At 35.9% G+C, this 25,658-nt stretch carries 14 protein-coding genes; 5 read left to right on the forward strand and 9 right to left on the reverse strand.

Going from position 1 to position 25,658, the window contains the following annotated elements; genetic code table 11:
• Window positions 1–139: 139 nt before the first annotated feature.
• From A3EM_RS0113030 to A3EM_RS0113065, 5 genes are all read right to left on the reverse strand, one after another.
• The gene (locus tag A3EM_RS0113030; RefSeq protein WP_157637869.1) at window positions 140–4,309 is read right to left on the reverse strand and encodes a two-component regulator propeller domain-containing protein; all 4,170 of its coding nucleotides are present in this window, start codon (window positions 4,307–4,309) and stop codon (window positions 140–142) included.
• Window positions 4,310–4,856: 547 nt separating this feature from the next.
• On the reverse strand, window positions 4,857–6,995 hold the full coding sequence (locus A3EM_RS0113035; protein ID WP_020528659.1) for an FG-GAP-like repeat-containing protein: 2,139 nt from the start codon (window positions 6,993–6,995) through the stop codon (window positions 4,857–4,859).
• A 311-nt stretch (window positions 6,996–7,306) separates the two neighbouring features.
• A complete protein-coding gene (locus tag A3EM_RS45810) occupies window positions 7,307–9,301 on the reverse strand; it encodes an LruC domain-containing protein (RefSeq protein WP_157637870.1) in 1,995 nt (664 codons plus the stop codon).
• A gap of 1,121 nt (window positions 9,302–10,422) precedes the next feature.
• Window positions 10,423–11,931: a glycoside hydrolase family 43 protein gene (locus A3EM_RS0113055; RefSeq protein ID WP_044238350.1), complete on the reverse strand. Its 1,509-nt coding sequence runs from the start codon at window positions 11,929–11,931 to the stop codon at window positions 10,423–10,425.
• Between the two features lie 500 nt (window positions 11,932–12,431).
• Complete coding sequence (locus A3EM_RS0113065; RefSeq protein ID WP_020528665.1) at window positions 12,432–13,433, reverse strand: YhdH/YhfP family quinone oxidoreductase; 1,002 nt, start codon at window positions 13,431–13,433, stop codon at window positions 12,432–12,434.
• Between the two features lie 137 nt (window positions 13,434–13,570).
• Between A3EM_RS0113065 and A3EM_RS0113070 the strand changes: the two genes are divergently transcribed.
• Entirely contained in the window at window positions 13,571–13,897 is a 327-nt protein-coding gene (locus A3EM_RS0113070; RefSeq protein ID WP_020528666.1) for a winged helix-turn-helix transcriptional regulator, read from the forward strand.
• Window positions 13,898–14,002: 105 nt separating this feature from the next.
• Here the strand turns inward: A3EM_RS0113070 and A3EM_RS0113075 are convergent, their stop codons facing one another.
• Together A3EM_RS0113075 and A3EM_RS0113090 are read right to left on the reverse strand one after the other, a co-directional pair.
• On the reverse strand, window positions 14,003–14,230 hold the full coding sequence (locus tag A3EM_RS0113075; protein ID WP_020528667.1) for a hypothetical protein: 228 nt from the start codon (window positions 14,228–14,230) through the stop codon (window positions 14,003–14,005).
• A 448-nt stretch (window positions 14,231–14,678) separates the two neighbouring features.
• The gene (locus tag A3EM_RS0113090) at window positions 14,679–17,204 is read right to left on the reverse strand and encodes a glycogen/starch/alpha-glucan phosphorylase (protein ID WP_020528670.1); all 2,526 of its coding nucleotides are present in this window, start codon (window positions 17,202–17,204) and stop codon (window positions 14,679–14,681) included.
• Window positions 17,205–18,000: 796 nt separating this feature from the next.
• Here A3EM_RS0113090 and A3EM_RS45815 point away from each other — a divergent pair.
• The gene (locus A3EM_RS45815; RefSeq protein WP_020528672.1) at window positions 18,001–19,980 is read left to right on the forward strand and encodes an adenylate/guanylate cyclase domain-containing protein; all 1,980 of its coding nucleotides are present in this window, start codon (window positions 18,001–18,003) and stop codon (window positions 19,978–19,980) included.
• A gap of 160 nt (window positions 19,981–20,140) precedes the next feature.
• The gene (nhaA, locus tag A3EM_RS0113105) at window positions 20,141–21,901 is read left to right on the forward strand and encodes a Na+/H+ antiporter NhaA (protein ID WP_020528673.1); all 1,761 of its coding nucleotides are present in this window, start codon (window positions 20,141–20,143) and stop codon (window positions 21,899–21,901) included.
• A gap of 20 nt (window positions 21,902–21,921) precedes the next feature.
• Here nhaA and A3EM_RS0113110 read toward each other — a convergent pair whose 3' ends face one another.
• Both A3EM_RS0113110 and A3EM_RS0113115 read right to left on the reverse strand, forming a co-directional pair.
• Window positions 21,922–22,515: a hypothetical protein gene (locus tag A3EM_RS0113110; RefSeq protein ID WP_020528674.1), complete on the reverse strand. Its 594-nt coding sequence runs from the start codon at window positions 22,513–22,515 to the stop codon at window positions 21,922–21,924.
• 95 nt (window positions 22,516–22,610) lie between these two features.
• Complete coding sequence (locus A3EM_RS0113115) at window positions 22,611–23,684, reverse strand: alpha/beta fold hydrolase (protein ID WP_020528675.1); 1,074 nt, start codon at window positions 23,682–23,684, stop codon at window positions 22,611–22,613.
• A gap of 128 nt (window positions 23,685–23,812) precedes the next feature.
• Here A3EM_RS0113115 and A3EM_RS0113120 point away from each other — a divergent pair, with 128 nt between their 5' ends.
• Together A3EM_RS0113120 and A3EM_RS42320 are read left to right on the forward strand one after the other, a co-directional pair.
• Window positions 23,813–24,856 carry a helix-turn-helix domain-containing protein gene (locus A3EM_RS0113120; protein ID WP_020528676.1) on the forward strand — a complete coding sequence of 348 codons (1,044 nt, stop codon included), beginning with the start codon at window positions 23,813–23,815 and terminating at the stop codon, window positions 24,854–24,856.
• 165 nt (window positions 24,857–25,021) lie between these two features.
• Window positions 25,022–25,441, forward strand: a complete 420-nt coding sequence (locus A3EM_RS42320) for a hypothetical protein (RefSeq protein ID WP_044238322.1) — start codon at window positions 25,022–25,024, stop codon at window positions 25,439–25,441.
• Window positions 25,442–25,658: the final 217 nt, after the last annotated feature.

Below are 25,658 nucleotides of genomic sequence, written 5' to 3' on the forward strand. Positions count from 1 at the left end.
AATGTTTTGATAAATAATCATTGAAGGTATGAGAATATACTATGAAAACATTCTCCTGGCGTACTGAAGCCTTTCCTTTGTGTACCATTGAATCAAACTGATAAAAAAATGGAAAGCAAAGGAAAGAAAAATATGGAGTTCAATCCTTTCCTTCCAGATTATTCAAATAATCGGAAGGAGAATATCCAAAGTGCTTTTGGAATGCCCGGGTAAAATTAGGATGGTTTCTAAACCCAACCTGGTACGCAATTTCAGAAATACTGTAGGCTTTGGTTTCCAGTAATTTGATCGCATATTTTAGCCGATAAGCTCTTATAAATTCTTTTACACTTTGCCCGGTAAGTGCCTGAAATTTCCGGTATAACTGGGTGCGGCTGAATCCTAATTCCCTGGCAAATTCATTTACCCCAAAATCCGGATTGGCCAATTCCTTTTCTGTAATTTCCACCACCTTTTTAATGAACTGGTCGTCAACTGATGCTGTTGTAATATCTTTCGGTTCCAGGCTTAGACTTTTGGAATAATATGCTCTGAGCTTTTTTCGATTATTGATCAAATTAAATATTCTGGATTTAAGCAACTGCAGGTTAAAAGGTTTGGTTACATAATCATCAGCCCCTACATTCAGCCCTTCTACTTCAAATTTGGTGGAAGCTCTGGCGGTAAGCAAAAGGATGGGTATATGACTTGTGGCTGGATTATTTTTCAAACTACTGCACATTGTTATGCCATCTATTTCCGGCATCATTACATCACTAATAATGATATCTGGGATGACACTTTCTGCAATTTCCAAACCCTCCGCTCCATTCCTGGCTTCCTTCACCGTAAATTCATTGGAAAGTTCTTCTAAAATATATTGGCGAATATCCTTATTATCCTCAACTATTAACAAAACTGGTGGTTCCCCTTCTGTATCAGGAGAGGTAAACTGGTTTTTTTCTGCGGCAATTGCTTCCATTGGTTCAATCACAAAGTCAATGGCAGATTCAGAAGCCACTTTTATCCGTTCCTGTTCAGCCATGTCTGTTTTCTGCCAATTTAGAGGAATACAGAGCTGAAAACAAGTACCATGGCGTTCATTTAAAGTACTACTTCTCACCCGAATTTTTCCATTATAAAGTTCCACTAGTTTTTTAGTGAGATAAAGCCCAATCCCAGTCCCTCCGGAAGTTGCTTTTCCAGTTGGGTTATGGCTATAAAAACGATCGAAGATTTTACCCAGTTCGGCTTCAGGAATGCCCTCACCGGTATCTCGTACCTCTATGGAAAGGCTTGCATTTTCCTTTCCCTGGTTCAAAACCGCTATGTTTAGATCAATTTTACCATTGGCTTCTGTAAATTTTATCGCATTAGACAAAAGATTGTAAAGAATTTTTTCCAGTTTATCCTTATCGAAAAATGTCTGATAGCAATCCTGATTACTTTGGAAATTCAAATGAATACCTTTATTTCTGGCCAGCAGAAAAAAGGATTCTGTAATTTCTTTAATAAAAATAATAATATCTCCATGGGAAAATTCCAAAAAACTATCTCCGGATTCGATTTTTGAAGTATCCAGTAACTGATTAATCAATTGCAGTAACCGTCTGGCATTTCTTAAAATCAGCTGGAACTGTCCGTTATAATTTTTAATGGGTGTATTCTGGTTTGGTGCTGTCATTACCTTTTCCAATGGGTTAATCACCAGGGTTAATGGTGTTCTGAATTCATGGGTAATGTTGGAAAAAAAGTTTGTTTTTAATCTATCCAGCTCTGTCAGTTGTGAAACATGGTTTGAAATCTGCTCTTTTTGTAATTGTAATTCTTCATTGGCTTCCATCAATTCTGCAGTGCGCAATTTCACCTTTCTTTCCAGTTCCAGGTTATGTTGTTTATAATTTCTAGTTCTGATTTTATAAAAGGAATAAAAACCAAGAATTACCATGACAAACACTAAAAGCCTAAACCAGGCAGTTTCCCACCAGGGAGGACTGATAATAATGGTCATTGATGCGCCTTCTCTATTCCATTTCCCATCATTATTACTTCCTATCACTCTGAATGTATAAGTCCCAGGATCTAAATTAGTATAGGTAGCCGCACGCTGATTTTCCACATAATTCCAGTCTTTTTCAAAATTTTCGAGTTTAAAGGCATACTGATTATTCCCCGGGTTTAAATAATTGAGCACAGAAAAGGAAATGGTAAAAACTGAATGTTCATAAGACAACCACAAAGTATCTGTTTCACTAATGTGTTTTTGTAGAGGGGATTGGGCATTATCGATGGGCACATCTTTATTAAAAATTTTGAAATCGGTAAATACTATAGGAGGTAGAAATTCATTTTCCATGATGCTATCAGGATGAAAAAGGTTAAATCCATTTTTCCCCCCAAAATACATTTCACCCTGTTTGTTTTTAAAAGCGGATTTAGAATTAAATTCTTTCCCCTGTAGCCCATCTTCTACACTCAGGTTCATAAAAACAGGATCATCCGGAATAGAAACCGCATTCAAAAATTTGGAAATTCCATTATTGGTACTGATCCACAAATTGCCATGACCATCCTCTAACAACCCATGGATATTATTATTTGTGAGGCCATCTTTTTCCTTATATACTTTAAAGGTTTCTGTAAATTCCTGGAAAACGTTCAATCCATTGCTGGTCCCTACCCAGATGTTACCTTTTGAATCTTCCAAAATAGTACTAACCCCATTTGCACTCAATCTTGGAAAGTCTCCTAAATGTGTGTTAAATTTCTTGGGCTGGTCATTATTCTTTTTTAATCTGTAAAGGCCATTATGTGTTCCAAACCAATAGTTACCAGAGTGATCCTGTAAAATAGTGTTGGTTTTTTCGGCCAAGGAAACCAACACTTCAAATTCAAATGAATCAGACTTCTTCTTAAAAACCTTATCTCCGGAAAGGAAAATACCTCCATTGTTATCTGCATAAACTTCATCGATTCTCTTTCCTAAAGCCTGGAAATTAGGATGATTATTCACATTCCATAAAATACCATTTTCTGTATTTAATATATTTAAACCTGCCCTGTAGGTCCCCAACCACAAGTTCCCATCAGTATCTAATTCCATAGCCCTAATGACATCATCCGTAATTTCATCAACTAAAATTTCCTTAAAGTACATTTCAGACCTGGAAAACCTATTCAGTCCTTTCCCATCTGTTCCAACCCAAACCATTCCATGGTCATCTTCCACTATATTTAATACATTATTTCCACTTAGGCTATTTTTATTTGGTTGATGCTGAAAAAGAGCAATCGGTTTAGCATACTGGTTATAATAATTCACCCCGCCAATATTGGTCCCCATCCATACAATTCCGTCATCACTATGGTAAAAACACTGAATAGATTTGTCATTTAAACTGGTTTTATCGACTGGGTCATTGGAATATCTGGTGATTTGTTTAGTATGTTTATCCAGGATATAAAATCCACCGGATTCAGTTCCTATTAAAAGATTTCCCAAGGCATCTTCGCCTAATGCATAAACAACCTTATTCTTGACTAAACCTTCAACTGGAATTATACTATTATTCTGAAAATCAAGTAAATATAAACCCATCTTACCATGGGTTCCAATCCAGTAATTTCCATCTCTGCCGATTAAAAACCGGTTGATGGAACCGTAAAGATTACTGTCAAAATAATTTAAACGGGTAAAACTATCCAATTCAGGATCATACAGATGAATACCTGTTTGGGTAACTATCCACAACCTGTTTTTCCCGTCTTCGCCAATAAAAACCACATGATCATCCTTCAGTGTCCTTTGGTTTAAACTGTCAGAAGCATAAAACTTAAAGACTTGTGTTTTTGGATTAAAATATTCCAAACCTTTGTCTGAGCCCAGCCACAAATTACCTTTTTCATCTTCAAAAAAAGCCTGAACCGTATAAACATGGATATGCTCTTCTTTCTTTTCATCCGGCAAATAGTTGATAAAACTATCTTTAGCTCTATCGTATAAACTTAATCCTCCTCCTGCTGTACCAATCCATAAATTCCCTGATCTGTCTTCAAAAATCGCCTTAATAAAATCACTTGAGATACTTCCTGATATTTCAGGATCGTGTTTAAATACTTTTATATTGTAGCCGTCATATTGGTTAAGCCCATCGAACGTACCAAACCACATCAAACCCTTTTTATCTTTTAAAATGGAGGTCACATGACTTTGAGAAAGCCCATCTTCACTGGTGATTTTATTGAACCGGATATGTTTGTTTTGAGCATACATAAGCCCTGGTACAATACCAAATAGATAAATCAGGAAAATTATAGATGAGAACCGCATTTTTCCCTTTTGTTAGTTTGTTAAGGTATTATTCATTTTCAGGTGAATTTTGCCCGAAGTTTCATTGTAGTTTGGTAAAAATTTTTATCCAAATTTACCACATGTAAAGCTCTTCGTTAACTGAAATATATATCATAATTCTCTAACAACCTTATAACATTGCATTGTCCAAACTGGAAAGGTGAAGTATTCTGATATTCTTACGGATATTCATTGTTAGGTTTTTTAAAAATAAGTTTAGAAAATTAATTTAAGTATTGTTTATATTTCAAAGAGGCATTAATTTTTGATTTGGGACATTATTTTGGAAAAAATTTTATGAACAAATCAAAGTGGTTCGAAAATCTGTTTTTAGTTATTAAAAAAGTGGTTATTTAACTTCCCAACCCTTCAAAATTATTCGTAAATGGTTTGATTTTAATTAAATAGTTTTTAACAATTATTCCATTTAATTTGAAAGAGTTGGGAAGAATAACTAAGACTCACATTTAACTATAAAGAAAGGAGCTATACCATTTTTGCAAGGAAAGTTAATGGCCAACAAAGATTAATCTATCACTATTGTTTTGGCAAAGTACTGTTTATTTAGTTGATCCTGCAGGCTTAAGATATAAGTGCCGGATGGAATATGTTCAATATTTAGAAAGCGTCTTTCAAAAGTTAATTCATTTAATAGCATTTTTCCATCTAAACTATGAATTTGCACGCTGGTTTTGGGTAAAATCTTTCCGCTTAAGAATATTATTTCATCTGATGGATTTGGATAGATCAAGATCTTTGGTTTGCTTTCTTCATTTTGTAATCCTAATGGCGTATTTATGTTTAAAAATGTAATTTCTATCCCAATATAATTTTTATCTTCAATGATTACTTTCACCTCATATTCTCCTGCTTCCTGGGGTAGGGTATTATCTCCGTTATAAGTCACCGTATAGTTTAATCCTTCAGGAATAGTTGTAATGAGAGGTGTTTTAACTGTTCCATCAAAAATGTGTTCCAAATCCTCAATATTTATTGTGGCATTACTCTTTTTTATTGTAAGGCTCCCATTTACCAGTAAATTATCATAATTATCTGATTTCCCACCATTTAATATTATATCATAATTACCTGCATCACTTTCAGCAGATGCAGTTGTACTAATTACAGGGAGTGAGTCTAAAACAGATGAATCTTCGCCATAAGCAAAGCCATGGTAGGAAAAAGTAAAATCTGGCAGAGGTTCTCCGTAGTATATGGACTGACTATCTGCCACCACAATTAGTTCCTTTTTTAAGATGCTAAAAGTCTGAAGAATAGATTTTGCAGAATCATATTCATGATTTCCAGTTTGCCTGGCCTCAATAACAACATCTCCCACTCCAGTTATGTTAATTACTTCCCCTGTAATGGAAACCGAACCACTAACCAAATGATAGCTAATAGGTAAATTTGAGCTGGCTGATGCTTTTAAGTTAAAACTGGAATCCCCATAAACCCTATCCTGAATTGGTTCAAAATTTATGGTTTGATTTAATTTATGCATATTTTTGAATAGCACTGTGAATTCATTTGTATACATTTCATCAAGTCCACTAATTAAAATGTCCAGATCACCATCCTGATCATAATCTGCCCAATTAGCCGTTCCCCAAACCCCAGGAAGAGCGTTTTGTAGGCTGTCAAATTCTCCGTTGTTATTGGTATAAATATTTGTTACGGGTAAATAAGTATTTTCCTGAATTCCAGTAATTAATAAATCTGAATCACCATCATTATCGTAATCACCCCAATCAATTGATCCATTGCTTACCTGATGGAAAGGTGCTTCATTGTAGATAAAAGTTCCCTGACCATCATTGTTATAAATCGCTGTTACAAATGACAGGTCGAACCGCTCTCCTAAAATTGCAATATCCAAATCTCCGTCCATGTCATGGTCATTCCATTCTGCCTTTCCATTTACTACACCAACCAATTCAGTTGTGTCTTCTTTAAAAATGCCATGGTCATTTCTCAGAATTCGGGTTATAAAATCATCGTTTGTCTGATTATAACCCAGCCCAGTCACCAATAAATCCAGATCCTCATCATTATCATAATCTCCCCAGGAAACAGAGCCATGTAAATTTATTATAGTGGGTTGAATGGGTAAATCCATTTCTACAAACATACCCATGTCATTTCGATAAACTTTCAATAAATCTTTTGTACCATCCTCATCTGTTCGTCCAATCAGTGCAATATCCAAATCACCATCCTGGTCGTAGTCCCCCCATTTTGATGTTCCTTCTGAAAAGCCAGTTAAACCCGCTTCGATGGGAACAAATGTCCCATCATCATTCCTGTAAATTTTAGTGATTCGAATACTTTCAAACCCGTTATTTATTATACCAGTTAATAGCAAATCCAGGTCATTATCGTCATCAAAATCTCCCCAGGAAATATTTCCCTCACTAACACCTTGAAGTCCTGCATTTATATTGATGAATTTCCCATTATCATTCCTGTAAACTATCGTGTACATTGTTCCATATGTACCGCAAATTGCTAAATCCAGATCTCCGTCCTGGTCGTAGTCCCCCCAATCGGCACTGGATTCTACCAAATTCATCAATGAATCCGAAGCGCTTTGGTTTTTCTCAAATTGTGCAAATGCATTAATTGCCACACTTAATAAAAGTAAAGTAATAAAGTTTTTGGTCATAGTAAAATATTGATATGGTACAAAAATGATTATATTTTAAATACCCTAAAAACGGCCTCAAAACTCTTGTGAATACAAATTTTGATATCAAATTTGTCGCATTAAATTATAAATTTGTCGCAAATTCGAATCCTGCCTTTTAGCTGATAATTTTTTTTAAACCAGGAAAACAAAGGAGTAACCAATGAGCCTAACTACAATGCCAATTACATAAAAAAAAGGATTGAGTGTCTCGACACCCAATCCCATATGATCAAACCTAAACTTATTCCTGAATTTTGGCTTTCCTTAGATATTCTCCAGAAAATCCTTTAATCTAAACAAATCTCATTCTCATTAATGTATCCTGAATTGTTTTTATACCAACCACTATAATTATTTCCCCCTGACTCAGCCCAAGAATAAAAAAAGTTATATCCCAGGTTAATATCCCTTCCTTCTTTCATAGGTTTGAGTTTGTGAATAATATTTATGCCCCAGGGTAAGCTTTTATTCGTTTTGTAGAATTTACCATTTTGTACATCACTGGCATCATCCTGCGTTCCAAAAACACTCTGTTGTGCTTTATCGGTTGGAGCCTTATTCGGTAAATGTACTTCCATCTCCCTTTCTCCATTTATAAAAATAAAAGGATTATAGGGAGGATGACCCAGTTCTTCGGGAGATATAGGCGAAACAAATTCAATATTTATTTCAATAAGGTTACTTTGAGAACTATTGCAAACCCCGGGTTCTGCTAAATCATAAGCATCTTCAAAAACTATAATTACAGCTTTTTCCTGACCTGTTTCCATACCCTTATCGCTAAGTGTGACAATATTTTTACTTAAATGATAACCTGTTACCATTTTAATTTTGTCCTGGGAAACTGGCAATTGAAAACCAAAACCATTATGCAGAACCCCTCCGATAGAGTTGATGGAAATCTTTGCTTTTAATTCAACAATTTCATTATCCTGATTTGCAACGGCAATAAAACGGTAATTTAGCAACAGGTCATTAAAATCATAATCTCCTTTTAAAGGCCATAAATCCTCAAATGCTAAAGTTCCCCAACCCAGCTCACTTGGGGTAAAACTATTAAAGGCTTTATTTCCATCGTCCGGATAATCATCATTTACATCCCAGATTCCATCATTATCACTATCATTTTGGTTTAACTCATCCTGGGTACAAGGTAAGGAACCTAAATCATTAATAGCATGATTGTAAGTTTGAACGACTTGCCATGCCCCATCAAATTTATCCATTTCAATTAATTGCGAATTTGAACCATTGGTCGCTAAATAAAGCCTGTCATTTCTATCGATTGCCATGGAGGTTGGCTTAAAGGGTAAATTGTCCGCACTTATTCTGGTAGCAATGGCAACTTCATTTTCAATATTTATCCTGTATAAACCTGAAAAAGCACACATATAAATTGTCCCGTCAAGAGAAATCGCAAGATCACCTCCACCAATTGGGTTCTCAAGGCCTTGTATATTTAAGGTAGAATTGATCTCATTAGAAATTGGGTCAATTATATACATTTTTGCATCCCTGGCAATGTAGAGCAACCCATTAGTATTGTTATATTCCATTCGCGGATAAGCCCCGTTGAATGGATTTCCTTGGCTCAATACGTGAAAGGATTCCAACTCAATGTCATAATACCTCAGGGTAGTATTAGTGTTATAATATACCTTTTTTTCAGACCTGTTTACCGCACAGGCAATTGATCCACCACCTTGAAGTTTAGGAAGTACAACTTCTTCATAGTTCCCGCTCTCATTGTTAATACTATAAAAGCCTCCTGAATTATTAACTGCATATAGCTTTTCGTAACAATCTCCGGTAATCCGACCATTCGATGGATTGGCAACTTCACTTTCCACCACATCATCATTTCCTGAAAATTCTAAATCTATGGTATTCTCCCCCTCCACTGCTAAGGTATAAGTTTCTACTTTTCCTCCATTAATCCGCTCAACTCTTAAATTTTGAGCATCTCTTGGAATTATAAATGAGGAAACTGAGCTGTTTTTATTAGCATTTGACTGAGAACCTATCAATATTTTTTCCTTTGTCTCACTTAACAAATAAAAATTGTAACGACTATTGGCACTAGGTTTTTTGTCTTCAATTTTAATACTTATTTCCTGGCTGGTTTCAAAATTAAAGTCTTCAGGAACATTGATTTCCTCCATTCCCCTTTGCTCAGTTGGTATTGCACTGGGATCCTCATTGAATGTACATCCCGAATAAATCAGGAAGATAATCAGCGTTTGGCAGAATAGAATTCTTTTTAGTGAAATTTTGTTTTTCATGATTATTTTTATCAGCATTTAATTTTAATTAGTGGTTCAAAGAGTTAATTTAAATTTTTAGGAAAGCCTTTTAATTAGTTATTACTTGTATTTCTTGAGGGAGAAAAAATGGTTAATTTTAACTTTAAAATCCCGAAAAATTACGCTGGTTTCCTAAACCCAAATCCCATTCTTCTACCGTATGCATTGATTTAAAATCAACTCCTCTGATTTTCAGCCTGATGGAGACATTATTGATAAAAAAGTTATCAGAAATAGTGTTTAAAAATATTTTTTGGCTACCGACTGATTACTACAAAAATTTTGAAGCAGCTTAACTTTAAATCTGCCTACAAAATAAATTTACTTGCCCTGCACAGGACACGGTATAAAACCTATTTGATGAAAATGGGTAAAACCCTTACCGTCAGTTGAAAAGCGTTTTTTATGCGGCTGAAGAAAAAGGACAGGAATTAGGTGAAGGAATGAATCTAAATATATGGTTTTTAATAATTAGCAGGATTCGGGAAATTTATTGAGGGGAGCACCCAAAATTTACCTCTTTATTTGATGGAAAAGGTAAAATTGAATATCGATTGATATCATGATAGTGGATAAAAAAATCCCTTAATGCAATGTATCCAATAATTGCCATAAGGGATTGTAAATTTTTTCCAGCTTTAATTAGTTTGGCAATGGAGCCCAACTTGAACATAACATATCTTCAGAAGCTTTGGAAGGGTGTGCGCAAGAACTTTTACCATACCGGGAACAATTTCCACATTGTCTTTCATCTGTTAAACTTGTTTTCCATGAAAAACTATCGCATGTATAATGCTCATTTATTTTTACATGATGAATAGTACATTCAGCAGAATCTGAAACGGCCGAACAATTTGAACAATTCGAGGATAATCTAATTATTGACATAGTTTTAGGTTTTTATGTTTTACATCTCTAATTAAACAAGCCTGGATTTATTCAAAAAGTTTATGAAAAGAGCCTCTAAAATAAATTTGAACCTGGATTAAGTCTAAATTATTAGGAGCAAAACCCATTTTAAATTGAAGTTGCTGATTGCCTGTTACTCAATTAATGGTGACTAACCTTGGTATTCCACTTTCATTTTAGAGCCGGGTGGTTTATTTACCAGAATATTCAAACCACTCATAGCTGGCTTCTGCTTTTGATGCTTTCCCATTCCCAGTGGCATAAAGACCTACATAAACTCCTGTAAACCAACCTACAGTTTCCGTACTTAAAAAACGGGCATCCGCTTTTTCGATCACTTGAAAATCTTTTCCATCCTGAGCATAAGAAAAGATAAATTCAGGTCCTGTTCCTTCTATTTTCAAATCCACTGGCCCTGGGGCTAGATCAATTTGATTCGAATGGTAAATCGTCTGGCCAAATCGCAGTTTTACCACAAGGTACCTTTGGCCAGCCTTTGAAGAAATCATCAGGTCAAAATGAGTATCATTGTTTTGAAGGGTCATCCCTGCTTCTTCATTGTCATTTTTAGGGTCAAATTGTAGCCGGGTACTGGAAGAAAATTTAATATCAGTTATTCGTCTCCCAATAAATGTAGGATTCCCTTTTTCACCGATTTCCAAAGGTGATCCTTTAAGTGTAAGTGTGCCTGTTTTATGATTTAATTTAAAATTCGTTTCATTGAAAGGCTGAATATAGTTCCATTCCAGGCCCAATTCCTCCTTAAAAGAAGTTCGCACAGGCTTTGAATCGAAGGTGTGCTGCGGAAGCGTTGGATGGGTCATTTCCACCCCAACTGTTCCATTACCATTTACAACCGGCCAGCCCCCTTTTACCCAACTAACTGGTACTAAGCATGTTTCTCTTCCTAATGTGTGATGTGGAGGATAGCCGGTCACGCTCCGGTATCCGTGTAATACCATCCACCAATTCCCGTCATGGGCCAATACCATATCCGCATGGCCCACACCCTGAATGGGATTACCCATACCGGCCACATGCGCATGCGCAACAATAGGGTTGCCTGGGTTATCGATGTAGGGGCCCCAAATAGAATGGCTTCTGGCAATGGTTACGGAATGCGCTTCTTCAGTACCTCCTTCGGCTGCCATCAGGTAATAAAAGCCATCTTTTTTGTACAGATGTGGAGCTTCCGGGTAGCGTCCTCCTGTACTGTTCCATATTTTCCGCCTTTCTCCTATTAATGTGCCTGTTTCAACATTGATTTCTACCAATTCAAAATTGGAATTAACTACGTAAACTCTACCATCATCATCAAAAAACAAGTCAGGATCAATACCGGAAACATCAATCCAAACCGGGTCCGACCAGGGTCCTGAGGGATGATTTGCCGTCACAAAAAAATTACCCCTTGTAGACACATTGGTGGTGATCATGTAAAAGACGCCATTATTGTATCTTAGCGTTGGAGCGAATATATTAAGGTCTTTTGGGATCTGTTCTTTTCTGTGAATGACATGGCCAATTTGTTCCCAGTGGATCAAATCTTTACTATGAAATACAGGTACTCCTGGAAAATACTCAAATGTACTTGTTACGAGATAATAGTCTTCACCTACCCGGCATACACTTGGATCGGAATAAAAACCTGGAATAACAGGGTTCCTGTAAGTAACTTCCAATGTGGAATCAGGTTTCATAACCCATGGATTTGGATTCACCTGTTGAGCATAAAGAAGGTTTGAAGTTAGTAGGATTGCACCCAATAAAAATAATTTCATGTAAGGCTTAATAATAATTTAGTATATGAATTTCAGTTTCCTTGTTTTATTTCAGGATTTTAAGCCCAAAGATATTGAATTATCTGCTCCGGTTGAAGCTATCTTCCTTCTGGATATGGCAACTTGCAACTCCCCATTAAAGCATTTGTTGACCATATGATTTGCAAATAATTAAACCTGTCTTTGGAAATTGACATCTTAATGGATTTTAACCGGTGAATATAGCGCAAGGAATTGAACAATCCAAAGCCCTAAAGCCAAGCTAATCCAGGCATGAAAATACTAGGGTTATACCAAATATAGCTGATTCAACAGCAAAGATTCTTGCATGATCATCTATTGAAGGATATCTGTACTTTTAGTCCTCAACCTATGAAGATATTATGGATATGAACTGATCAAGGATTATCCCACATGTGCTATACAGCCATTTTCAAAATGGTCCTTCCTTTTAACTTTCCCTCTAACATTAAATCAATTTTAGGTTGTAAATCCTCAAGTTTAATTTCGTTGCAAGCGTAATCTAAATGTACCGGTTTCCATTCACCAGCCAGCTTCTCCCACACTTTTCTTCTATATTTCATTGGATAATTTTGAGAATCTATTCCAATAAGTGCAACCCCTCTCAAGATAAAGGGAAAAACGGTTAAATCAATCTTGGGAGAAGCCACATTTCCACAGCAGGTTACCACACCGATTGCATCAGTTGATTTAATAATATTTTCAAGAATTACCCCTCCAACTGTATCGATAGCTCCTGCAAACAAAGGTTTTAATAATGGCTTTTTATGGAAATTTTCAATCTCTTTTCGCAGCATTATTTCTCTTGCTCCAAGATTAATTAAATAGTCCCTCTCCTTTTCTTTACCGGTAATGGCAATCACTGAATAGCCCAGTTTACTTAAAATGGCAATGCTCAATATGCCAACTCCTCCGGTAGCTCCTGAAACTACTACTTTTCCATCCTCTGGCTTTATTAGTTCAGTTAACCTTAAAACAGACATTCCGGCTGTCAATCCAGCGGTTCCATAAACCATTGCCTCTTTCATTGTCAAATTTTCAGGCAATTTAACAGCCCAGTCAGCCGGCACCTTTATATACTCGGCAAATCCCCCGTCAGTATTCATACCTAAATCATAACTGGTGACGATTACAGCATCCCCCTCTTTAAATGCCTTGCTTTTTGATTCTTCAATTATCCCTACCGCATCGATGCCAGGGGTGTGAGGGTAATTTTTAGTAACCCCTTTATTACCGGAAGCGGATAATGCATCCTTATAATTCAGTGAGCTATAATGTACTTTAACCAGAATTTCGGATTCATTTAAAGGACTAAACTTTATTTCCTGAATTGAACCTTTGTAATTTCCAGCCTTTTCCTCAACTCTAAATGCCTTAAATGTGGATTTATCCTGTTTCATGATTTATCTTTTAATTTTACTTATTTTTGCACTAAGATCAGCATAATTAAACTGTTAATCAACAACTTACAAAATGTTGGCTTACGAACATTTTGTGCAGTTTTACAGATTCTCAATGCTTTAAGAGAAGAAAAAAAATGAAAAAAAGTTATTGTCCAATTGATACATTCATAAATGCAATTAAAGGTAAACGGAAAGGCACCATTATTTTACACCTGAAGCAGGGAGATAAAAGGTATAATGAGCTGGTGAAACTAATGCCCGATATAAGTGAACGGATGCTAACAAAGCAACTAAAAGAATTAGAAACTGATGGGTTAATCAATCGAACTGTTTTCCCTGAAGTCCCTCCGCGGGTTGAATATAGCTTAACAGGACTTGGTAGAGAGATACATCCTATATTAAAAGGAATGTTTAAAGGAGGTATCCTTTTTGAAAAATCAATTGATGCATCTGAAAATTGAGGAATCCGAAGTCTGGAACTTAATAATATATGATACAGATAAGCCGCAATTTACTTCCTAAATAAAATGAAGTTCAGGTGTTTTTACCCTGGTTTGGGGCATTCTTCAATCCTTTCTGGGAACAGCCAGAAAATACTTCCCTCCATTTGGACTTTCTTCCCCAGTGTGCCACTCAAAATTATACTTGTCAGCAAGTTTCTTCCAAAAAGTAATTAATATACTATTCTCAACCAGGCCATATTCATTTCCCGCAGTCAATAGAAGAATCTCTTCATACTCCTCCTCTGTCATGATATATTCCTGGAAACCTTCAGGGATTGGTTTTCTTTCCATTTGATTTAGCTATTCAATTACTCTATGTGTAAAGTTATAGCAATTCTTTGAAATTCACTTTTAACAGATAATTAAATTATCCCTGTATTAAAAATTAGTTAAATCAGCTTGCAAGGCCATAAAAGGAAATTAGGGAGGATCAATTTGGCACAGATTGTTAGGTACAAAACAACAAGAGAATATGGTTTTGAGCTTTATCACAAACTGATAATGAAATTTAATTTTTTCTTGTTGAAATGAAAGTTGAAGGATTTTGCATTGAAAATCAATATTTTAAGCCAAATACTTCAACTGAAGACCTGGCAAAATTCAATTCATTCATTTATTAACTATCTGGTAATCAAGATAGAACAGGCCTTTTGTCCAGTTGGGAATTTCAAAAGTCCCGTTCCCGCTTGCTCTGTCCTGGGAGCACCTTTTTTCTGCTTGTGTAGGTTCATTTCATTACTTATTTCAATTTAATATTAGTCCTGTCATGTGGATTGTATTCTGGTAAAGACACATTGATCCTTTTGCATTTCCATATATCATCATTATAATCCTGAATTGACCTATCACTGGAAAATTTCCCTGATCGGGCAGTGTTCAGCATTGACATTTTTTGCCATACTTCCTGGTCTTTATAGGCTTCACTCACCCGGTCCTGGCATTCAATATAGGATTGGTAATCGGCTAACAATAAATAATCATCATGGTATAGTAAAGCATCCACCAGAGGCTTGAAAAGACCCGGTTCATCTCTGGAAAAGTAGCCGGAAGAAATCATATCAAGACATTTTCTTAATTCCGCATTTTCCTCATAGTAAGATCTGGGGTTATAGCCATTGTTTTTCAATTCCTGGACTTCCTCCACTGTTAGCCCAAAAATGAAGAAATTTTCTTTTCCCACTTCCTCTCTTATTTCCACATTTGCACCATCGAGTGTTCCGATAGTAAGGGCACCATTCATGGTAAACTTCATATTGCCGGTCCCTGAGGCTTCCTTTCCGGCCATTGAAATTTGCTCTGATAAATCTGCAGCAGGGTACACCCGTTGGCTATTGGTCACATTAAAGTCAGGTAGAAAAACAACCTTTATTCTATCCTTTATAACCGGATCATTATTCACCACCTCTCCTACTGCATTAATAAGTTTAATCATCATTTTTGCCATAAAATAGCCCGGTGCAGCCTTACCACCAAAAATGAACGTTCTGGGTACAAACTTTTTCCCAGGGTTTTCCTTAATCCTGTTGTAAAGGGTAACGATGTGCAATACATTGAGATGCTGTCTTTTATATTCATGGATACGCTTTACCTGAATATCAAAAATTGAATTGACATCCACCCGAATGTTTAAGTGGTCCTGAATATAACTTGCAAGTTCTTTTTTAGCCGCAAGTTTCGCCTCCTTCCAGGAATTCAAAACCTTTTTATCTCCCACAAATAATTCAAGTTTTTTGAGTTGGCTTAAATCTTTAATCCATCCATCTCCAATTTTGTCGGTAATTAACCTGGTCAGCTTCCGGTTATTCAACACAACCCATCTTCTTGGAGTAACTCCATTGGTTTTATTACTAAATTTTTCCGGCCACATTTCATAAAAATCATGCAACACTTTGCTGGTTAACAATTCCGTATGCAAGGCTGCTACCCCATTCACTGCATAGCTTCCCACAGTGGCAAGATTAGCCATCCGGATATATTTTTCACCATGATCATCAATGATGGACATCCGTGACAAACGATCTATATCTCCCGGAAATCGTGCTTTTACCTCTTCAAGAAAATGGTAATTAATTTCCAGAATTATTTCTAAATGCCGGGGTAATAACCGCCCCATCATTTCCATTGGCCATTTTTCCAGTGCTTCAGGAAGCAAGGTATGATTGGTATAAGCAAAAGTATTTTTGGTCACATCCCAGGCATCATCCCAGGTCATGGCATGTACATCCACCAATAACCGCATAAGTTCTGGCACCGCAATGGCCGGATGGGTGTCATTTAATTGGAGGGTAATTTTTTCAGCCAATAGACCAATGGGATGCTTTCTAAGGGTCAAATGATACCTTAATACATCCTGAAGAGTAGCTGAAACAAAAAAGTATTGTTGTTTCAATCTCAGTTCCTTCCCAGCCATTTGGGAATCATTAGGATAAAGCACTTTGGTGATATTTTCAGATCGGACCTTATCGTCCACAGCTCCGAAATAATTCCCCATATTAAATCGCTGAAAATCAAAAGACTCACAGGCTTCCGCCTTCCATAACCTTAAAATTGACGCATTGTTGGTTTGATATCCCAAAATGGGTGTATCGTAAGGAACAGCCTGTACCACTTCACTCGGAATCCAGTTTACATGATAGTGATTATTCTCATCAAACCCCTTATCAGTATATCCTCCAAATTTAACTTCCACTGCAGCTTCAATTCTTGGTAATTCCCATGGGTTTCCATATTTCAACCAACGATCAGTAATTTCAACCTGCCAGCCATTTTTAATTTCCTGATCAAATATGCCAAACTCATATCTAATACCATATCCCACAGCCGGAATATTTTGTGTGACCATTGAATCGAGATAACAGGCCGCCAATCTCCCTAAACCTCCATTTCCAAGTCCTGGTTCTTCTTCCTGGTCAAGGATTTCTTTAAGATCGAGCCCAAAGTCCTCCATCGCCTCTTCAATTTTTTCAAATAAACCCAGGTTTATGAGATTATTACCCAGATGAGGACCCATCAAAAACTCTGCGGATAAATACCCTACCACCTTTGCATCACTATCTAAATAAGCATTTTGAGAATAAAGCCATCGGTGAATACACCTATCCCGGATAGTATAGGCTAGTGCCATGTATAAATCATTTTTAGTGGCTGCGGCAGGATATCGACCCTGCAAAAAAAACAGATTATCTAAAAAGGCTCTTTTTAAGGTTTCGAGGTCCAGACCGGTCCGGTCGTCTTCATGTTGAATAACAGGTTTGACAGAAGGCATAATTTAGTTTTTTTGAATGATTACCAAAAGGTTCCAATTTACCTTATTTCATTTCAAATTACCCAATTTGGTAATGGAATACAACATAAATTTAATATTCTATTTACCTGCAGATTTTATAGTCTGAATGAATAAAAAGATTGGTTTATATACACATTTATTTGGGCCAAATAATGGAGATTTTTAGGTTTGATTGCCATAAATGCATGATCACCAATACCAGAAAAGGGCCGATTTAAAGATCTTGACTATGCAGACCTATTTACAGAAGATGCCTGCCCTCATTTGCCAGAATGGCTAAAAGTGCATTAACAAAACTTTCAATCACAATGATCCGCTGACCTGGACAAACAACCACAACACTTTGGCTGTGGTTGTTTTTTTCTGACACCAGGTCCATCCTTTAAATCATAACTTCAAAAGGAATCACGGATTTAATCAATAAAATGGAATATAGAAATGAATTGTTTTCCCATAGATTCAGCAGAATTTCTAGGAGAGAATTATTATTTATAAAAATTAAAAAGAGATCAACCAAAACTTAGGTATCCAATATAAATCTGGTTAGTAGTAGAAATAATGTGAACTGAAGATTTAACTAATATAGTTGAAATTAATGAAACCGATTAATTCAAGAGATTGCGGTTTTATTAAAAATTTGGCTAAAAATTAACCCTGCATGACTTCACAATCTACACAATTAGATTCATTGAAAGTTTAACCTTTTCTTTACAGTCCCCAATCGGTAAATTAACATTTTAGTACTACCTTAATTCTTTTTTACCAGCCAACATATATGATTGGGTTTAAAAGTTTAAGGCATAAGCTGTTTTTTTGGTTTCTCATTTTTGTAAGCTCTAATTTTATCACCTTTGTTTTAGGATATAATTTCTTAAAATCCCGGGAAGAAATTGCTGAATTGGTGAATCAGGTGGAACGGGTTAATGAAATTTTTTTGGAGGACTACAATGCTCAATTGAATTTTTTTATCCAAGAAACTCGAAATCCACTTTTTTACCAATCTTCTCAAAGTGCTTATCTGGATAAACACCAGAAATTACTCCTCCAGGTTAAAGAAAAATTATTGCTGATTAAGGAAAACAAAGAAAATGATTACCTGGATTTTAATGATCCTGTAAGTGAATTAATTCCATTATTGGATGAGTATGACCGCCTTTTTAATAAATTAGTCACACTTGTGTTGGAAAGAGGATTTAAGGATTTTGGGGAAATAGGAGAAATGAGGAAAGCGGCACATGGCCTTGAAGCCAGCCAAACAGTAGATAAAACCCTGTTATTGTCTTTAAGAAGACATGAAAAAGATTTTTTGTTACGGAATGATCCCATTTATGCCGAAAAAGTGATTCAGGTGCTAAAGGATTTGGAAAATCATTCTTCAGCGAATTTAAGTGAAAAGGCATTTTTAGAAAACTACAAAAATAGATTTGAAAACGTAGTAAGGCTAGAGGCCGTCCTGGGTTTAAAAGATAATACTGGTTTAAAACTGGAACTGGATCAAAAGGTGGATGAGTTAGGCAATGCCTTTTCCAGTTTTTTATTTATGACCAAAAATGGTAAGGATAAATTATACCAGGATTTGTTGAGGGATTTTTTAATCTCAGGCCTAAGCTTTGTGGCATTGGGAATCTTACTGAGTTTTTTAATCGCCAGCCAGATAACCAGGCCTCTTATAGAATTAACAATGTATATCAACGAATTTGTAAACAGCGATTTTTCCTTTATTGAAGGCGACTCTAACTCAAGATTAAAAGATGATGAAATTGGCAAACTGACGCTCAATTTCAACATTATGCGCGATAAAATAATCGAGCAACTCAGGTTCTTTAAACAAAAGGTGGAGGAAAGGACTCAGGAATTATCACTGGCCAATGAAAAGCTTGTGAAAATAAATAAGGCAAATAGCCAGTTTGTGCCCAACGAATTTCTAAATTTTTTGGGAAAGGAAAGTATAATTGACATTAATCTGGGTGACCAGGTTGACAAAGAAATGACTGCCATGTTTTCTGATATAAGGGGCTTTACCGCCATTTCTGAAGCACTGAGCCCACAGGAAAACTTTGATTTTATCAATATCTATTTAAAAAATATGGCACCGCTTGTCAGGAAAAATCAGGGTTTTATTGATAAATATATTGGAGATGCTATAATGGCAATTTTCCCTAACACAACGGATAATGCTATTGATACCGCAATTGATGCCATTAGTGGCCTTAAAGTTTTTAACGAACACCTGAGGCAAAAAGGCTTTAAAAAAATAAATCTGGGAATTGGAATCCACTTTGGCCACATGATATTGGGAACGGTGGGAACTGAAAACAGAATGGAAACAACTGTTATTTCAGATGCAGTTAATACCGCATCCAGAATTGAAGGATTAACCAAAGTTTACGGTTGTAATATTTTGGTGAGTGGAGATGTCCTTTATAACCTCAGGAACAAAGATAAATATTCCTTTAGATATCTTGACAAAGTAAAGGTAAAGGGTAAGGCAAAACCCATTTCTCTGTTTGAAATATTAAATGGACTGCCCGACCGGGAGTTCGACTTAAAAATGAGTACCAAGGAGGATTTCAATCAGGCTATTAATGCCTACCTGGCACAGGATTTTTTAAAGGCAAAAGAAGGTTTCCAGTATTTGATTCATCAAAGTAAAAATGATCCCACCTTTAAATTCTACTTAAAAAGAATAGAGAAATATTTAAAAAAAGGTGTACCAGATGAATGGAATGGTGCCGAAAAAATTTACAGAAAGTAAAAACAGACATATCATCCTATATATAGCTATTCCTATAGCTACTCTGTCACAATTTCTTCAAGTTGAAACAAGGAATTTTAAAAAAAACTTAAATATTCGGTAACAACAAGGGCCTGATATTTTAATTGCTTTGCATATAGAAAACTGAAAATGCAAGAAAATGACAGGCAATAGAAAAATAATACTTGAAGCTTACAGGGATTTAAAAAATAAGATTGCAGGTTCATCCTCTCAATCCTTAAGGGATTCTCTGAAGCGATACAATAATTCAGTCATTTTCAGCTACAAATATTGCCCGGATTTAAACGAAAAACCCTCAGCAATGCTGGCGGCTAAAGCTGTAGTCGCTGCTGAAAATCAGGATAAATCAGAAGAAATCTACCAATCACTTGCAGGAAACCCTCAGGAATTCACGGAGGAAATGGTTTTTAATGTGGTGGAAAGTAAGGGCTTGAATATGGAACAATTTAAGGTGGATTTTAGAAGTCCTCAAACCAATGAAAGAATTCTTCGGGATATTGAAGATGCTAAAAGTTGTGGATTACATGTCTTTCCTGGCCTTACTATAAATGGATTTCCTTATAATGGGACATGGGATGATTATTCTTTGTTTGATGCCATCGAAAAAAGTGGAGGGAAAAAAATTAACAAGGCTATTGAGAGCTTTTTTGATTGGGGTGCTTCAGCAGCGGCAGTGTTGATAATTGCAACTATTGCAGCCCTGATTATGGTCAATTCCGGCTTTCAGGAGGTTTATGAACACTGGCGTCATTTGAACTTTGGTTCTACCCTGGGAAATGAAAGTTTCATTCTCCCACTAGAAATTTGGATAAATGATTTCTTTATGGCCATTTTTTTCCTGATGATTGGCCTAGAGATCAAAAAGGAAGTCCTTAATGGAGAGCTTTCGGATGTAAAAAGAGCGGCAATGCCGATAATAGGTGCAATTGGAGGTATGATCATTCCCGCACTTTTATTCGGCCTGGTTAATGTAGGGGCCTCCACTTCAAATGGCTGGGGCATACCAATGGCCACTGATATTGCCTTCACCTTAGGGCTGATGGCACTTTTGGGAAATCGGGTACCAATTGCCCTCAAGATTTTTATTTCTGCATTAGCAGTAGCAGATGATCTCGGAGCCATTGTAGTAATTGCTCTTTTTTATGGGCATGGATTTCATATTTTGCCTTTTATCGGTGCCATTTTAGTGACAGGCTTAATGTTTTTGCTCAACAGAAGAAAAGTTTTTAATATTTCGGTTTACATCTTTTTAGGGATCATCCTCTGGTATTTCACCTTTGAAAGTGGACTCCATGCCACACTCGCAGGAGTGATTACAGCTATTTTAATTCCTATTAGGGAAAATGCGGACCTCGCCTTAATTGCAGAGCAGATCAACATTACTTTCAATCGGGAAATAAAAAAAATACAGGATGTAAATAATCCTCAAAAAACAATTGGGTACCAATCGATAGAAATTTTAAAGCAGGCCGTAGAACGGTTGAGAGAACCCAGTGATTATTTAATGCACTCCCTGGAAAAAATGGTGAATTTTTTAATCCTTCCATTATTTGCCTTTTTCAACACAGGAATACTATTATCAGGATCCGAAATCAGTTTTTCCGATCCTGGAAACTTAGGAATCTTATTGGGTTTGGTTGTGGGAAAACCGCTTGGGATTGTAGGTGCCTGCTGGATTGCAGCTAAAACTAAAATTGCCCAATTATCTCAGGAAATAAATTGGATACAGCTTATCGGAGCCTCAGCTTTGGCTGGAGTTGGTTTTACCATGTCAATTGTTGTGGCTGCAAGTGCTTTTTCAGGGGATTCCCTTACTTCAGCAAAAATAAGTATCCTGGTCGCTTCTACTATTTCTGCATTAATCGGCCTGTCTGTGCTTAGGTTTATGAATCAAAAATAGTAGGAAATATTTTTAAAGTCTTATTTTTCAGAGTGCTTTTGGAATATATACCGTAGCCCAAGCTCCATTTGCATGTGAATCATGGACCCTGTGTTGTTGGGAATTTCAAAAGCCACATTTGGGCGAAAAATAGCCTCTACCGGAAGTCCAGTAATGTGATTAAAATTATAACCTATTCCAAGTCCGAAATAAGGATAAATTCGGTGTAAAATAACCTGTTTGGTTTGTAATTCTCCATTTACCACTTTGTAAGTAGGGTTCTCTTGTTTTCGTAAGAAATATCCCAGTCCAAGTTCACTTTGAACAATTATCTGATTGGGGCTTTTCCGCTCAAAACGAATATATGGAGAAAGGATATGAGCAGAATGGTGATTTTTTCTGTGATACCAGGAATAACGAATACCAAGACTTATCATTTTTTCAATTTCTTTTCCTTTCTTATTGATTTTGATGTGATTTTTTAGAGAGTGCTGATATCGTAAACTTACCCCCGGTGTTTCAAATTGATCTGCAGAATAATTCAGCTCCACAGACTTTTCCCCCTGAGCAATCAATTCAGAAAATAAACTAAATTGAAGAATAATTAATAGAAAATATAACCTCTTAGGATTCATCTTAATTATAGATAAAGATTTAAAATAATAGTTTAACTCTTTCTATCGAAGAAATTTAAACCTCCCCGATATGCAATTGCAAAAGCAGAGCAATTTCATTTTTTATACTTTGAAATAAAGGCTTCGAAATCTCTAATGTACCGGTTTGGTGCATTTAAACTGAGGTGTCCTATTTTTTCATAAATAAGCATTTTTTTATCCTCTTCCGGTGTCCCCAATTGGTCAAAAACCTCTTTCCCCATTTCCGGAGGACAGATCAGGTCATACTCCCCAAAAATAAATAATGTGGGAACTTTGATATTATGTAAGCGATCCATGGAGGATTCGGTGTATAATTTTTCATAAATTTTACCTGCCACATCCTGCATGTCATTCCAGGCAATCTCTGTTCCCGACATAGCAGTATTGTGATACAATTCATTTTTTGATAACCAGGTCGATTCATCTATTTCAATTATCTGATTATCTCTTTTCAAAATTTCCATACCTTCATAAGCCTTTGTTCCAAAATCGTTGTGGTTCCGGGCCGTGGTGTCATTTGGGTTAAATTGTTGCGCAAACTCAATAATGGTTTTCCAATCATTTGGAGAGTTACCTTTTGAAATCTGTTCATTGGCTACATCCAGCAACATCGTCTTCCCTTTGCCCCTCATTAAAGGAAGATCGTGAGCTCCATTTGTACTAATCCAGCCTGTTATTTTTTCTTGCTTTTTTGGATCTAACAAATAATTAGTGGTAAGTTTTCCTCCCCAGCTTCTTCCAAAAAGGAAGATTTTATTGTTCTTTCCGAACTTTAACCTGACCACATCCACAACCTGGTCCAAATCAATTGTAAATTGTTCCATCGTATATTTTTCCTTTCCGAAACTACCAGTGGAAAGCCCCACACCTCTCTGGTCGTAATAAACCACAATACCTGCCTCTTCCATAGCCTTATAGGCAATTGGTCGCTCATAATAATAGTGATGAGCTCCTAATGCAGGTCCTCCATGAACATTTATGATTACCAAATCTGTAGACATATTCCCCCTGGCTGATGTAAATAAATGTGCTCCATCGATTTCCACCCAGAAAGATTCATCTATAAAATTTTCTGGCAGTGATAACTCCGGCTCCCTACAATTGGAAAGCAGTATTGAAATAAGCAGAATAAAAATTGAATTTTTCATCGTTTTTTTTCCAAATCAAACGGGAAAAATGATGTGATATGGGACCAATGCGGGAAAAGAGGTACTATTTCCTGAATTGAGACGTCCCATTATAGGGAAAAATGAAGAAGATGATATAAATTCACCGCATGGAACTGCTTGTAATTTTCGCAGAACTGATCTTGCTTTCTGCAATTGTATTTGATCAAATTGTTTTGCTTAAAAAAGGATCAACTCTGTGGTTCATCATGGGCTATCTTTTTGCTCTAATTTGCGCTGTCATTACGGATTGGTATACCTTAAATTCAAAAGGAGAATCACTAATTTCATTCAATATTCAGATTATATTGATGCTCATTTATGCGGCTTCTTCCTATTTATATCTCCGAAATAATTTTGAGGAAATAGACTTAAGAGGAATCGCCTACCATTACATTTTCCCAATAGCCCTCCTTTTTCAAAACCTTGTCCTTTTTATTCTTGAATCCGATTCCTTTTACAATTCCATCTGGTTTCGCTTAGAAATTTTTGGAGCTGTGGGTATGCTCTTTCTGTATGCAATAAAACAATTGCTTTTTGTATATCGGGGAAATCCTCATCAGGAAGATGAAAAAACAGGTTTTGGAAAAAAATATAGTATCCTCTTTATCGTATTTCATGCCTTACAGTTGATTTTGGATAGTTCGGCCGGAAACCCGAATGAAGCTTATCTCACAGGTTTTATTCTGGGTGGGATTACCCTATTGACTTTGGGCTACCAAGGCTGGCTCCTTCACAACATGGGATTATTATCTAAAATACAAAAGGAAATATTGATTACCTCAGAAAAATATGTGCAGGATAAAAAAGATGATTTATTTAATAAGATTGACCAGCTGGTGAAAACAAAAAAATTATACAAAAACCCCTCCCTCTCTCTGGACATGTTGGCAAAGGAGCTAAAAATAAACACAAAATATCTTTCTCAGTCAATTAATCAGGTAAACCAGTCCAATTTTGCTTTTTATGTGAATTCTTTACGTGTATCAGAATTTTTAAACGAAGCAGGTAAAAAGGAGAACAGACATCTTAATATCCTTTCTATAGCAATGAGTTGTGGATTTTCCTCCAAATCTTCTTTTAATCGCATTTTTAAAGAACACAAAGGGATGCCACCTTCCCAATTTTTGAAAGAGCAGGAGCTTAATCTTTAATTAGCAGGAAATATTTCATAAGGCAACTTTGTAAATAATCACCAGAAAAACATCAGGCAATCTATACCAGGTGATTTCAGTTAAATAATAATTTGAATAACACTATTTAAAATTCTCTTATTTTGCTAGTTTTAAGCCTGGTTTAACTGATTTTATTTCCCGGATTTGAGCAAAAAAATAGCCCTTATCATCATGTTTTTTATCCTTGGAATACTCCTGATATTCCACATCCTCATTTTTGCCCAAATACTCCCCTATGATATGATTTGGGCAGGAAAATTAAATTCTGTGGAGGAAATGAAAAAATTTGAAACTGTTTCCCTTTTAGTCAATAGCTTTATTTTAATCATCCTGATTATAAAGTTTAAACTGATAGAAAAAGCAAAGAATAACTGGGTTATTGATTTCTTCATTTGGGTCTTTGTAGTCTTTTTTGCTTTCAATACAATTGGTAACCTATTTGCCAAAAATAAATATGAACTGATCATTGGGGGACTACTCACCCTTACCTGCTCATTTTTGTGCTATAAAATTGTGCAAAAGACTGTAAATTCCAGTGAGAAAAAGCCACTTGAGGGGCAATAGGATTATTTATAAATTTGTACCAGGTTATCAATACAAATTATAATAACAGAAAAATTTCTAACTGGTACCATACAAAAAAAAGTACCCTACATTTATAAGATACTTTTCACAAGGTTTATTTGAAGTGAATTCTACACACTAAGATATTTCAAAGTTATTTTGATGATATGAATCCAGAATTAAGGGGTAATGGCCTAATGATGAAATTTTTTGGTTT

The sequence above is a fragment of the Flexithrix dorotheae DSM 6795 genome (assembly GCF_000379765.1).
GTDB classification, from domain to species: Bacteria; Bacteroidota; Bacteroidia; order Cytophagales; family Flammeovirgaceae; genus Flexithrix; species Flexithrix dorotheae.